Origin of the sequence: Paludisphaera borealis, assembly GCF_001956985.1 — a bacterium.
Classification (GTDB): domain Bacteria; phylum Planctomycetota; class Planctomycetia; order Isosphaerales; family Isosphaeraceae; genus Paludisphaera; species Paludisphaera borealis.
The window spans coordinates 6,994,442-7,007,723 of sequence record NZ_CP019082.1 but is presented as its reverse complement, the minus strand read 5'-3'; the positions used below and the strand labels follow the sequence as shown (position 1 = coordinate 7,007,723).

At 65.8% G+C, this 13,282-nt stretch carries 8 protein-coding genes; 5 read left to right on the top strand and 3 right to left on the bottom strand.

Annotated elements, in window-relative coordinates:
- Positions 1-2 precede the first annotated feature (2 nt).
- Together BSF38_RS27055 and BSF38_RS27050 are read right to left on the bottom strand one after the other, a co-directional pair.
- Positions 3-1,211, bottom strand: a complete 1,209-nt coding sequence (locus BSF38_RS27055) for a ribonuclease D (protein WP_076350149.1) — start codon at positions 1,209-1,211, stop codon at positions 3-5.
- A gap of 91 nt (positions 1,212-1,302) precedes the next feature.
- Positions 1,303-2,079 (bottom strand): alpha/beta fold hydrolase, encoded by a 777-nt coding sequence (locus BSF38_RS27050; RefSeq protein ID WP_076350148.1) that lies wholly within the window; start codon positions 2,077-2,079, stop codon positions 1,303-1,305.
- A gap of 202 nt (positions 2,080-2,281) precedes the next feature.
- Between BSF38_RS27050 and BSF38_RS27045 the strand changes: the two genes are divergently transcribed.
- The 3 genes from BSF38_RS27045 to BSF38_RS27030 all read left to right on the top strand — a co-directional run bounded on the left by BSF38_RS27045 (position 2,282) and on the right by BSF38_RS27030 (position 6,270).
- A complete protein-coding gene (locus BSF38_RS27045; RefSeq protein ID WP_076350147.1) occupies positions 2,282-2,602 on the top strand; it encodes a tetratricopeptide repeat protein in 321 nt (106 codons plus the stop codon).
- Between the two features lie 69 nt (positions 2,603-2,671).
- Positions 2,672-4,000 carry an amidohydrolase gene (locus BSF38_RS27040; protein WP_076350146.1) on the top strand — a complete coding sequence of 443 codons (1,329 nt, stop codon included), beginning with the start codon at positions 2,672-2,674 and terminating at the stop codon, positions 3,998-4,000.
- 1,451 nt (positions 4,001-5,451) lie between these two features.
- Positions 5,452-6,270 carry a hypothetical protein gene (locus BSF38_RS27030; protein ID WP_076350144.1) on the top strand — a complete coding sequence of 273 codons (819 nt, stop codon included), beginning with the start codon at positions 5,452-5,454 and terminating at the stop codon, positions 6,268-6,270.
- A 126-nt stretch (positions 6,271-6,396) separates the two neighbouring features.
- On the opposite strand, the gene BSF38_RS27025 is transcribed toward BSF38_RS27030, so the two are convergent.
- On the bottom strand, positions 6,397-7,677 hold the full coding sequence (locus BSF38_RS27025; protein ID WP_168189473.1) for an ELWxxDGT repeat protein: 1,281 nt from the start codon (positions 7,675-7,677) through the stop codon (positions 6,397-6,399).
- 1,191 nt (positions 7,678-8,868) lie between these two features.
- Between BSF38_RS27025 and BSF38_RS27020 the strand changes: the two genes are divergently transcribed.
- Together BSF38_RS27020 and BSF38_RS27015 are read left to right on the top strand one after the other, a co-directional pair.
- The gene (locus tag BSF38_RS27020; protein WP_076350142.1) at positions 8,869-9,981 is read left to right on the top strand and encodes a D-TA family PLP-dependent enzyme; all 1,113 of its coding nucleotides are present in this window, start codon (positions 8,869-8,871) and stop codon (positions 9,979-9,981) included.
- Between the two features lie 246 nt (positions 9,982-10,227).
- Positions 10,228-13,248 (top strand): PSD1 and planctomycete cytochrome C domain-containing protein, encoded by a 3,021-nt coding sequence (locus BSF38_RS27015; RefSeq protein WP_237170635.1) that lies wholly within the window; start codon positions 10,228-10,230, stop codon positions 13,246-13,248.
- Positions 13,249-13,282 lie beyond the last annotated feature (34 nt).

The window sequence follows — 13,282 nt, the reverse complement described above, 5'->3', positions numbered from 1 at the left end:
CGTCAGGAGGGCTCCTCGGTTCGGACCGGTTCCAGGGCGACGGGGAACTCGCTCGTCGGATCGACCACCCGCAGCGCGCGGCGGCCGTCGAGGACGTCGAGCAGCAGTTCGCCGCACAACCCGCCTCGCCAGCCTTCAATCAGCGCGGGCCGGTTCGAGTCGGGGCGCCCGTCTTGCCGCCAGCGGATCAGGTGCTTGAGGTCGGCCGTGTGGGCCACGAGCGAGCCGGCGACCTTGTTCTCGAGGCAGCACTGGGCCAGGGCCGCCGCCAGCAAGTTGGCGACCGTCGACGCCCCGGGCGCGTCGTCGTGACGCGGGGCGAGTTCGGGCAGAGCGTCGTCGGGCGTGGATCGGGCCTCCTCGATCGCCGCCAGGATCTCGTTGGCCCGGCTCGTCAGGTTCGGCCGATTGAAATCGCGGAGCGCTTCCAGGTCGCGACGGTTGGCCGGCTGTCGCTTGGCGATGGCCACCAGCAGGTCGTCGCGCATCACCTGACGCATCGGCCGGTTCTGCCGCCGCGCCTCGGACTCGCGCCATTCCGACAACTTCCGCGCCGCCTCCAGCCCTCGGCGGTTGAGCTGGTGCAAGCCCGGCAGCCGCCGCCAACGCTCCTCGTCGGCCCGGTCCTCGATCGAGGTCAGGAAGTCGGCGAATTCGGCCTCGGCCCAGTCGGTCCGGCCCAGCCGCGCCAGCTCGGCCGCCAGCCGATCTTCCAGTTCCAGCAGATACCGCACGTCGTCGAGCGCGTAGCGGACCTGGGCGGGGGTGAGCGGCCTGCGCCGCCAGTCGGTCCGGGTCTCGCTGCCGGCGAGCGAAACCCGCATCACCTGGCTCACGAGGTTCACCAGGCTGAGCGGATAGCTGTAGCCGATGAGCCCCGCAGCGATCTGGACGTCGAAGATCCGCTTCGGCACCGAGCCCGTGCGCATCAGGCAGATCCGCATGTCTTCGCCCGCGGCGTGCATCACCACGTCGATCGCGGGGTCGTGGACCAACGCCCAGAAGCCGCCGAGGTCGCCGACGGCCTGGGGGTCGACGGCCGCGAGCCGCGAGCGGGTGGCGACCTGGATCAGGCAGAGGACCGGCTCGAACGTGTCTTCCGAAACGAACTCGGTGTCGAACCCGAATCGCCCTTCAGCCTGGATATGTTCAATCAACTCTTGGAGCCCGGCCGGCGTGGCGATCAGGCTTTCTTGACGCGTCTCGGACATAATGCACCCTGCGGGAACCCGAGCCGACGGGCGAAGTGGTCCGCTTGCGAAACGCGCCGGCGACACGCGATTCCGTTCTTCGAATAGGAATTCAATTCAGCCCCTGCAAGAACCCCAGGATCGCCTGGTCGACCGCATCGGGATTCTCGTAGGGCGCGAGATGGCCGGCGTCGGAGACGACTTCGAGCCGGCCGTTCGGCAGCGCCTCGGCCATGGCGCGGGCCTCGGCGGGAGGGGCGATCACGTCGTCCTCGCCGACGATCACGAGGGTCGGCACGGCGATCTCGGCGAGCTGCTCGCGACGGTCGGGACGGATCGCCATGCCGCGCAGCGCGCCGGCGACGCCCGACGCCGAGGTCTTCTCCATCTCGGCCTTCAAGGGCTCGACCCGGTCGGGATGTCGCGCGAGAGTGGACTTGCCGAACAGCTTGGGAATCATCGCCGCGACCACCTCGCCGGAATTCCCGGCCTTGAGGACCGCCTGCGCGGTCTCCTCGCGGGTCTGCGCGGCTTCGGGCGAATCGGCCGCGGCCTTGGTGTCGATCAGCATCAGGGCCCGCACCCGGCCGGGGTGCTTGAGAGCCATCGCCAGCGCGACGTATCCCCCCATCGACAGACCGCCCACCACGACCGGCTCGCTGACGCCCAGGCCGTCGAGCAACTCGACCACGTCGTCCGCCATCAAATCCATCGTGTAGGCCGCGTCCGGCGCGGGCGATTCGCCATGCCCTCGGAGGTCGGGCGCGATCACCCGGTACGATTCGCTCAACGTCTTGAGCTGTTCGGCCCACATGACGCGGCTTAGCGGAAATCCGTGGAGCAAGACGACGACCGGTCCGCTCCCCTGTTCCGTGAACGCCAGCAACATTCCCGCACCTCGCGAAAGTTCCGCTCGAATCAACCAAGTCCCATTATTCTACTCGTCGCCGCCGGCCGACGCGAGAGGACGACGCATCCTGACTCGCCCGGCCCCCGGAATCTGGCGGGAACCCGGACGATCCGCCTAGAATAAACGCGGCGCGTCGCCGCTTCGTTCATTCCTTAAGTCACCATCGAGACAGGAACATTTCATGCCAACCGCCGATGAACTTTACGATCAGGCCGTCGACATCCGCGACAAGGGCGACAAGCCCGCCGCCGCCGCCAAGCTGGAAGAGGCCGTCGCGCTTGATCCCGGTTTCTCCATCGGGCACGGCATGCTCGCCAAACTCTACGCCGACCTGGCCGAGGCCGACAAGGCCATCGAGCACGCCAAGAAGGTGGTCGAGCTCGAGCCCGACGACGCTTTCAGCTACACCGCCCTTTCGGTCATCTACCAGCGTTGCGGCAAGATCCCCGAGGCCGAGCACGCCAAGGCCCTCGCCTGGCAGAAGCAGATGGGCGCCGACTGACCCCGCGATGCACGGCCTTGCCTTCCCTTGAGAAACGACCCTGACCATCCGCCCCCGGAGACCGCCCTCATGTCGCGCTGGCTGCTCACTCTCCTGATCGCCGCCACGGCGTGCGGCCGCTCCCGCGCGGCCGATCCGCCGGCGCCCGCCCTCTCGCCCATCGAAACCTGGATCAGCGAACGCCAGGAACAGCTTCAACGGCTGTACACCGACCTGCACGCGCATCCGGAACTCTCGTTTCAAGAAGTCGAGACGTCCAGGCGGATCGCCGACGAGCTGAGAAAGGCGGGCGCGAAGGTCACCACCGGCGTCGGCAAGCTGGGCGTCGTCGGCGTCATCGAGAACGGGCCGGGGCCGGTCGTTTTGGTCCGATCCGACATGGACGCGCTGCCGGTGACCGAACGGACCGGCCTGCCCTACGCGAGCCAGGCCAAGGCGACCGACCCGTTGGGTCGCGTCGTCGGTGTAATGCACGCGTGCGGACACGACGTCCATATGACCTGCCTGGTCGGCACGGCGAACTGGCTCGCCGAGCACAAGGGCGATTGGTCGGGCACCGTCGTCCTGATCGCCCAGCCCGCGGAAGAGACCATCGGGGGGGCGAGAAAAATGCTCGACGACGGCCTCTATCAACGGTTCCCCAAGCCCGACTTCGCGCTCGCGCTGCACTGCAAGGCCGATTCCCCCGTGGGCGACGTGCTCTACCGCCCGGGGCCGATGCTCGCCAGCTCGACCTCGCTCAATGTGACGATCCGGGGCAAGGGCGGACACGGCGCCATGCCGCACCGGACCGTCGACCCCATCGTCCTGGCGGCCCTGGCGATCCTCGACTTCCAGACGATCGTCAGCCGGGAGATCGAGCCGATCCAGCCGGCCGTGGTCACCGTGGGATCGATCCACGGCGGCGAGAAGCACAACATCATTTCCGACGAGGTCAAGCTCCAGCTCACGCTCCGGTCCTATTCCGAAACGGTCCGCCTCCAACTCATCGAAGGGATCGAGCGCCGGGCCAAGGCTCTCGCCGTGGCCCACAAGGCCCCGCCTCCGTCGGTCGAAGTCCAGGAGCACACGCCGGCCACGATCAACCGCCCCGAGCTGGTCGCGCGGGTGACGCCGTTCCTCAAGAAGGCGCTGGGGGACGGCCACGTGCAACTCGTCGATCCCGTCATGGGCGCGGAAGACTTCGCGCTCTACGCGGAGGGAGACGTGCCGATCATGATGTTCTGGATCGGCACCGTTCCTCCCCAGCGGATCGAGGAGGCGATATCCAAGGGAGTCGACCTCCCGGGCCTGCACTCGTCCCTCTACCACCCCGAGCCCGCGGGGAGCATCGCCACCGGCGTTCGAGCGATGACCGCCGCCGTCTCGGGCCTCTTGCCACCGAAACCCAAGCCCTGAACCACCCCCTGGTTCATTGCGCACCGCAACGACGCCGGACGCTCCACGGCCGGGAGCGTGGTCGGTTCGCCACGCGAACGAGCCCCGGCGCAGCCATCCGAATCCGAAACCGGCGGTCAGCTGGCCACTTTAGGGGCTTGCGCGGGCGGATCATACGGCGTTCCTCGGGGTGGTCACGACGTTCAAGCGCCGCAGCGGGCGTCGGGACGATCGGCCAAACGACACGAAACATCCGAGATTCATATCACAACTTCACCCAGACGAGCTTTGCAAGACGCCGGCTCGCGCGCCACGGCATCCGCACGCGAACCAAAACGCGTGCATCGACTCATTGCCCGCATGTTGTTCTAAATCATCATGGGTCGCGAACCCGCAACACGGTGCGGTTCAACGGCTTAATATAGCTCTTTCGCGAGTCTCCAACGCTTTCCTTATGCTAGTCGCACAAAAAAACACAAGGCTTGAGACGGCCCCCTCTTGAAATGTCCTTCCAGGATGGTTGTTATCTAACGAGGATCGAGTCAGCACAAGGAGGCTGGAAAGGAAACACGCATGAGCCGCGAAGCGTGCATATTCACGGAACCGAGAACGCCCTCTCCGAACGGATCGACACGTTGGAGTCTGAGGCGTGCGACGGCCGTGGATGATCGGCATGGCTTCTTGCCCGACCGCACCGGTTCGATCTCCCTGGAACCGCTGGAAAGCGATGACGACGGGACGAACGGCTCCGTCGGACGCCAGGCGATTCGGCTCGGGTCGCGAACTCAAACGTGTTTCATGGAGCGCCGACCACATAACGAAAGCTCGAAGCGAAAATTGATCGTGGAGGCGTTTCCCAGTACGTTCCCCAAGCCTTTTCAACAGCCTCGAACGACTTCCGAACCGCAAGACCCCAGCGCGCGAGTCCTGGAAGGATCCGGGACGCGAAGGACCGCCCCCGCCGCAAGCGAGAACCGAGTTTCAACGCCGGACTTCACGCAAACCGTGGATCATCCGAGGCGGATTCCTTGGACGAACGCTCGATAAAACCTTGTTCACAAACGTGAAGTTTCATTAAGGACGGCTGGCGTAGCGCGAGCCGCTCAACGTGCGTTCTTTGTAGACGGCTTTCGTTCTCAATTTTTGCTCAGAGGAGGACCGACGCTGCGCCGACCATTTCGTGTCGTCGTGATGAGAAGCCTCGCCGCTTGAAAAGTGAACGACCCTCCATCGCCTCGATCGATGATCGACGTCTTGGAGCGGTTGATCGCCCGAAAGGTCGAGGGCCAAATGGAACTGGCCGAGCATGGCGTCAAGACGACCCTTCCAACCCACGGCGCCTGCAGCCCGCGGGCCGGGAAGAATGCCATCGGACTCGGCGGTCGCACTGACGGCGCCGCCGTCGCGTTCTTGTGTCGACACCCAGGCTGTTCACGCATCAGTAACGGAACACTCAAACAGGAGTCTTATGCATGCTTCAGGCGACAAGAAAATGGATCGCTCCGGTTCTGGCCGTGTTCGCGGTCGCCGCCATACAGGCCCCTTCGGCGAAGGCTGCTTTCACGCTTACGGTCCAGGAAGACGCCGGGACCGCCTTCGCTGGCGCCGTGATCTCCATTGCCGGCCCGCTTGACGGGAGCTCCAATCCCGACACTATCACGGCATTGACCACGGCCCTCAACTCGGCGCTGACTTATTTCCAGTTTGGAAGCCTGTCCTCCGCGTCGAGCGGACCCGACGGAACCCCGGGCAGTGACGACGTCGCATCGCTCACACAGACTGGCGTCGTGGTCCGCACCAACGACAACTCCAACGGTCTCGTCCACACGCTGACCATCATTGCATCCGACGACACCTTCAGCTTCCCCGTCAGCAATCCGAAAGAGATGCGGACCTCGGCGGGTGGCACGTTCAACAACACCACCGCCGGCGATAGCCGGACGTTCCAGAGCATCTTCGACGCGACGGGATCGGGCGGCGGCTTGGTCAACACGTCCCTGGGCGCCTTCACGTTCACCCCGGGCGTTGGCACGGGACCGTTCAGCCCCTCGAATCCGGACCTGGTGACCCCCTTGGGCAGCCAGACCACGCCGTTCACCCTGACCAACATCACGGTGATCACCCTCGGCGCCAATGGGCCCGGCACGACCAACGTCCAGCAAGCTCAGTTCACCGGCGGCACGTCGGTTCAGACGGTGGTGGCCGAGCCCAGCTCGATGGCCCTCGGGCTCATCAGCCTGCCCGCTCTGCTGGCCCTGGGACGCCGGATGCGGCGGCGCACCGACGTTTGATCCGCGAGCAATCGCGATTCCTCCACCCATAATCAACCCCCGCGGCGGCCATCATCCGGCTGCCGCGGGGGTTGTTTTTTTGGCCGTCGCCGGCCCGTCCTGGGTTGAGTCAGGATGACCCGGGGATCACCCAGTGACCAGCTTCCGCAGGCGATTCGTCGTCGTCGCGTCGTCGGCCACGAAATACAACGCCCCTTGCATGACGACCATGTCGCGAGGCTTCGAGCTGCCGGCGCCGGGGTTCATGTCGATCACCAGCGAGGTTCCCGCCGACGTCCCGTCGGAGCTCCAAAGCTCGGTGCCAAAGTTGGGCGCACAGGCCGAGAAGTAGACCTTGGAGCCGACCGCCTGGAGGTTCTGAACGTTTGAGCTGATCGCGCCGGGATAGATGTCGCTGACCAGAAAGGTGCCGGCGGTCGTCCCGTCGGTCCGCCAGAGTTCAGCGCCGTGGACGCCGTCGTTGGCGGTGAAGAAGAGGTTGGAACCGGCGACGGTCAGGTTCTGAGGGGTGGACCCAAGGGCGCCCGGCCTGATGTCCGCGAACAGCGTCGTGGTCACGCCGTTGGTCCGCCAGAGCTCGACGCCGTTTACGCCGTCGTTGGCCGAGAAGTAGATGTACGAGCCGAACGCGGTGAGTTCAGCCGGCATCGAGGAGGTCGCCCCGGGCGTGATGTCCGCGACCTGCACGGTTCCCGCGGCCGTGCCGTCGCTCTTCCAAAGCTCGTAGCCGGAGGCCGGAGTGTAAGCAGAGTAGAACAGGGTCGAGCCGAGAGCCGCGAACACCCCGGGATTGGACGAGCCGGAGCCGGGGTTGGCGTCCTTGACCATGACGGTGCCGGCGGCCGTGCCGTCGCTCTTCCACAACTCCGCGCCGTTCACGCCGTTGGTCGCGCTGAAGTAGAGTGTCGAACCGACGGCGGTCAAGTTGCGGATGGACGAGGCGGCGGTACCGGGGTTGATGTCCTTGACCATGGCGGTGCCGGCGGCCGTGCCGTCGCTGCGGATCAACTCGTAGCCCCCCTTGGGATCGTAGGCGACGTAGTAAAGGACGCCGTTCATCGGCGTCAGCTGATCGGGGTACGAGCCGATCACGCCAGGGTACAGGTCCTTGACCATCTGAGTGCCGGCGCTCGTGCCGTCGGTGGCCCACAGCTCAGTACCGGCGACTGGGTCGGTCGCGCTGAAGAAGAGCTTCGAGCCGACGACCGTCAAGTTCGACGGGTAGGAACTCTTGGATCCGGGGTAGATGTCCTTGAGGATCTGGGTGCCGGCGCTCGTGCCGTCGCTCTTCCACAATTCCGTGCCGTTCACGGCGTCGGTCGCGCTGAAGTAGAGAGCGCCATTGAACGCGACGGGCGTCGCCGCGATCGTCGCCGTGGCGGCGCTCAGCGAGGCGAGCGACGCCATCAACGCCCTGTCTTCGAGACCCTCCACGCGGGGTCGGGTGTTCGTCTTCCGCCTGCGGCTCCGTTCCGGGGAGTGCGTCTTCGAGAAGGACAAGAACATCGAAATCATTGAAGTACCTCGCGAGCTTGCTCGAACATCGAGAAATCAGCGCACGGCGCAGGGACTCTCCGCGATCCGGAACACGTCTCCGGACCTCACGCATCCATCAATCAGTAATCTCAGTCTTGTTTTTTTGCGGCTCGCAACGTCGGGCCGGGGAATTACCCCTCGGCTCGACCCTGGACGGGCTCACCTGAAGTCGCGGTGAGCGCCGTTGAGTCGTCGTCGAACCAGGTCGTGCGGGCGGAACTGATGTCGGTCCCAGCGGGTGCGTCGTCGCCTCAGCGTCGTCGCCCGCTGTCATTCGGACGGTGAAGCGTCGACGCCGGGCCTCGAAGCCCGGGGACGAAGCTCGATCGATCGATTCTCACTTCTCGATGCGTTTCGGCGAATCGTCGACCGTCTACAAGAAAGCGAACCACAATATGCCGATCCGTTGGGACCATGTCAAGAACCTAGCACACTAAAATCTGTCTCAGAAAAACATTTGCTTGGGAGTTCCCTCCTTTATATCTTCCATCCCCGACTGGACGCTCGCATGCAGAGGAATCCGCCGCCGCACGACGTCGCCACAAGGGAGCGCCCTTCCGCTCTGGCGAGCCCGACCCCTTTGAGGCTCTTCAGGCCGAAAACCACGCCAAAAACAGCGAAAATCTTCGCGCCGCCTTCACTCTTAACTTATTAATTAAGCAATCGACTCCTAATATATTAGGAGTTTCATGTCTTCGTTCTTTGTAGTCAACGAGGGGGGCGTGGATGCGTTGATCCGGATCTCGCAACCGGTCGCGCAGCCCGCGCGCCCGGTCGGCGGCGGGGAACGTCGACCGGCGCCCCGCCGAGATTTCCATCTCTCTGGAGGGGCGCGCCTCATGATTTTGGACGTTGATCGTGATAGGTTCTGATGATCAACCCGTGAAGAACATAGATCCGGTCCGGCGCTTCTGCAAATCGATCTGCGGCCCGCGTCGCTCGATTTCACCACGCGTCGGGCCGCGGCGTCGCCCCTTGCCAGCGCGGGGGTGCCGTGCGCGGGGCTTCGCCAATTCGGTCCGTCGCCTGGAAACGGTCGTCGTCCTTGACAAGGAAGCAGCCATGTCGTCGTTGTACGAACTGTTCGATCCCGAAACGCTGCCGAGCCCGTCATTGCTCGTCTTCCGCGATCTGGTCGAGCGCAACCTGACCGAAATGATCCGCATGGCGCGAGGCGTCGAACGGCTCAGGCCGCACGCCAAGACGCATAAGACGTCGAAGCTGATCCGCATGGCGCGCGAGATGGGCGTCGTCAAGCAAAAGTGCGCCACGATCGCCGAGGCCGAGATGATCGCCGGCTCGGGCGTGACCGACGTCCTGCTGGCCTATCCGCTGGTCGGGCCCAACGTGGCGCGGTTCATCCGGTTGATCCGAGCCTATCCCAAGACCACGTTTCGCGCGATCGTCGATGCGCCCGAGTCGGCCTCGGCCCTATCGCAAGCGGCCCAACGGCTGGACCACCCGATCCCGGTGCTGGTTGACCTCGAAGTGGGCATGATGCGCACCGGCATCGACCCGGGCGACCCGGCCGTCGCTCTTTATGAAAGAATCGACAAGCTGCCTAACCTGGCCCCGGACGGTCTCCATGCCTATGACGGCCACATCCATGACTCGGACCTCGAACTCCGGGCCCAAGCGGCCCGTCGGGTCGAGGAAACGACGCTCTCGCTGCGGGATCGGCTGATCGCCAAGGGAATACCGGTCCCGCGGGTCGTAATGGGAGGAACGCCCACGTTCCCGATCCACGCGGCCCTCGACGCGCCCGGCCTGGAGTGCTCGCCGGGTACGATCCTCCTCCACGACTACAACTATCAAACCAACTATCCCGACCTGCCCTTCATTCCGGCGGCGTTGCTGCTCACGCGCGTGGTCAGCCGCCCCCGTCCCGGCCGGCTCTGCCTCGACTTGGGACACAAGGCCGTCGCCGCCGACCCCGTCGGCCCTCGCGTGTTCTTGCCCGATATCCCCGACGCCCGGATCGTCGGCCATAGCGAGGAGCATCTCGTCATCGAGACCGCCGACGCCGACCGCTTCCCCCTCGGCACGCCGCTGCTGGCCATTCCCGCCCACATCTGCCCGACGTCGGCCCTGCATCGTCGGATGCTTGTGATCACCGACGGCAAACTCGTCGACGAGTGGGAAGTCACCGCGCGCGATCGGATGATCGGCGTCTGAGGTTGCTCTGAAAACAGCCCGCGGGACCACTTCGCACGGGCTCTTCTGCCATTCAGATCCAGGAGACCGGCGGTGCGAGGGGAGATCCGAGACTTGGGGTTTCCAGCGGTCGCGGCCGTGGAGCGAACCGGGATCGGATGACACCAAATCGGAATCGCTGTAGAATATTTGTTGGTTAAAAAGCAGCGACGCACCACCGGTTCGATCCGAGGCTTCCGCATGACGGCGAGAAGATGGGCTCACGTTGTGAGTCGAGTCGTGGGGCTGGCGGCCCTGACAAGCGGGCTGGGCGTATCGGCGGCGCCTCCGGGGGACGCTCCGGCTTCGCTCCCGCACGACCCGGCGGCCGTCGAGTTCTTCGAGAAGCGCGTGCGGCCGATCCTGGTCGAGCGCTGTCTTAACTGCCACGGACCGACGAAGCAGAAGGGGGAGCTTCGGCTCGACACCCGCGCGGGGGTCCTGGCGGGAGGGTCGTCGGGGCCGGCCGTCGAGCCGGGGAAGGCCGAGTCGAGCCTGCTGGTGAGCGCGATCAACTACGGCGAGCTGTACCACATGCCGCCTAAGTCGAAGCTGCCCGCCGAGGAGATCGAGGCGCTCACGAAATGGGTCGCCCAGGGCGCGACCTGGGGCGTCGAAGCGCCGACGGACGCGGCCGAGGCGAAGGCCGGCGGCTCAGGGGACGGCTTCGAGGGAAGCCCTGAATTCGCGCGAAGGGCGAGGTTCTGGTCGTTCCAACCGATCCGCAAGCCGGCCCTTCCGGCCGTGAGCGACGCCCGAGCGCAATGGCCGCGCAACCCGATCGATCGATTCCTGTTGGCGACGATGGAAGAGCGTGAGCTCGCGCCGGCCGGCGAAGCCGATCGACGGACGTTGATCCGACGCCTGACCTACGACCTCGTCGGCCTGCCGCCGACCGTCGAGGAGGTCGCGGCCTTCGTCGCCGACGACGCGCCCGACGCCTACGAGAAGCTTGTCGAACGGCTGCTCGCCAGTCCGCATTACGGCGAGCGCTGGGGACGGCACTGGCTCGACCTCGCGCGGTACGCCGAGACCTCGGGCCACGAATTCGATTATGACGTTTTGAACGCCTATCAATATCGCGACTACGTCGTTCGGGCGTTCAACCTCGACCTCCCGTACGATCAGTTCGTCGTCGAGCAGGTGGCCGGCGACCTGCTCCCCAAACCGAGACGGCATCCGACCGAGGGCTTCAACGAGTCGATCCTCGGCACCGGCTTCTATTTCCTCGGCGAGGGGACGCACTCGCCGGTCGATCTTCGCGAGGAGGGCGTGCGACGGATCGACAACCAGATCGACGTCTTCTCGAAGACGTTCCTCGGCCTGACCGTGAGCTGCGCGCGTTGCCACGACCACAAGTTCGACCCGATCAGCGCCCGCGACTACTACGCGCTGGCGGGTTTCCTTCGAAGCTCGCGACATCAGCAAGCGTTCATTGATTCTGATGTCCATATCACTCCGATAGTCGACGACCTCAAAACGCTCAAGCGGACGATCGGCGACTTGCTGGTCCAGGCGTCGGCCAAACTGCCGAACGGCCGGCGAACGGCGATCGAGGCCGCTCGGCCGTCGCCGGGCGCCCGCGTCGGCGACGCGACGGCCGAGGGCTTCCGCGCCACGAGGTTCGACGATTGGAAGACGACGGGCGAGGCGTTCGGCGACCTCGGCTCGGCCGGCGGCGACTTCCGGCTCGAATTGGGCGACGACGCCCGACGACTGATCCCGATCCACGCCGGCGAGCTGCACAGCGGGCGGATCTCGGACCGGCTTCAGGGGGTCGTCCGTTCGCCCACGTTCACGATCCAGAAGCGGTATCTTCACCTGCTCGCGGCCGGCACGAGTGGACGGATCAATGTGGTGATCGACGGCTTCGAGAAGATCCGCGATCCGATCTACGGCGGCCTGACGATCGCGATCGCCGCGCCGGGCGAGCCGCGCTGGATCTCCCGCGACCTGGAAATGTGGGTGGGCCACCGGGCCTACATCGAGGTGTGCGACGGTTCGGCCGCCGATTACACCGGAGCCCGGACGGGGCGCGTCGACGGCCGCGGCAGCCTCCGTGTCGCTGAGATCGCCGCGACCGCCCGGCCCGAACCCCCACACGCCCCCCCTGCCCCGGCCGGGTCGGCGATCGACTTGAAGGCCCTCGTGAACGAGCTGGCGACGGTCGACTCGCCGCTGGCCGACCGGCTCGCCAGGGCGCTCGACGCGTATCGCGACCTGGAAGCGAAGATCCCCGCGCCGAGCCTCGCGCCGGCCATCGCCGACGGCGACGGCGAGGACGAGAACCTCATGATTCGGGGCAACCCTAAGACGCTCGGCGAGGCCGTTCCCCGTCGACTTCTCTCGATCCTCGGCGGCAAGAGTCAGGCGAGCCCGTCGGGAGGCAGCGGCCGTCTCGAACTGGCCCAGAGTTTGGTTGACGTCCGCTCGAACCCCCTGCTTCCGCGCGTGATGGTCAACCGGCTCTGGAAGCAGCACTTCGGCGAAGGGCTCGTCAAATCGACGGATGATTTCGGCGCGATGGGACAGCCTCCGTCGCATCCCGCGCTCCTCGACTGGCTGGCGTCCGAGTTCGTCGACCGCGGCTGGTCGTTGAAGGCGTTGCACCGGATGATGGTCGGCTCGTCGGCCTACCGGATGCAAAGCCGGTCGAACGCGAAGGCCGACGAGCTCGACCCCAACAACGTCCTCCTGCATCGAATGAACGTCCGCCGCCTTGAAGCCGAAGCGATTCGCGACGCTCTGCTGGCGGTATCGGGGAGGCTCGACCGCACGTTCGCCGGCCCCAGCGTCGCGCCGCATCTGTCGGCGTTCATGGACGGTCGAGGCCGGCCGGAAGCCAGCGGCCCGCTCGACGGCGACGGCCGGCGGAGCCTTTACGTGCAGGTGCGCCGCAACTTCCTCACCCCGATGTTCCTGGCGTTCGACGCCCCCGTGCCGTTCTCGACGATGGGACGCCGGAACGTCTCGAACGTCCCCGCGCAGGCCCTGACTCTGCTTAACGACCCGCTGGTCGTCGTCCTGGCCGAGGCGTGGGCCGGACGGCTGCTCGCCGAGGGCGACCTGCCCGTCGACGTGCGGATCGAACGTCTCTACGAGACCGCCTTCGGACGACCGCCGACCGAGCGCGAGGTTCGCCAGTGCGCCGCGTTCGTCGCGGAGCGGCAGGCTTCGGACGCGTTGCGAACGTGGACGGATCTCTGCCATGTGCTGTTCAACGTCAAGGAATTCATCTACGTCGATTGAACGTCGAGCGTCGAACGTCGCGCCACCTGGCCGA

Bases quoted from the DNA above. Each gene is read 5' to 3' on its own strand.
- BSF38_RS27040 (WP_076350146.1), top strand. From the start codon at position 2,672: ATGTCGCGCTGGCTGCTCACTCTCCTGATCGCCGCCACGGCGTGCGGC.
- BSF38_RS27020 (WP_076350142.1), top strand. From the start codon at position 8,869: ATGTCGTCGTTGTACGAACTGTTCGATCCCGAAACGCTGCCGAGCCCG.
- BSF38_RS27055 (WP_076350149.1), bottom strand. From the start codon at position 1,211: ATGTCCGAGACGCGTCAAGAAAGCCTGATCGCCACGCCGGCCGGGCTC.
- BSF38_RS27030 (WP_076350144.1), top strand. From the start codon at position 5,452: ATGCTTCAGGCGACAAGAAAATGGATCGCTCCGGTTCTGGCCGTGTTC.
- BSF38_RS27025 (WP_168189473.1), bottom strand. From the start codon at position 7,677: ATGGCGTCGCTCGCCTCGCTGAGCGCCGCCACGGCGACGATCGCGGCG.
- BSF38_RS27045 (WP_076350147.1), top strand. From the start codon at position 2,282: ATGCCAACCGCCGATGAACTTTACGATCAGGCCGTCGACATCCGCGAC.
- BSF38_RS27050 (WP_076350148.1), bottom strand. From the start codon at position 2,079: ATGTTGCTGGCGTTCACGGAACAGGGGAGCGGACCGGTCGTCGTCTTG.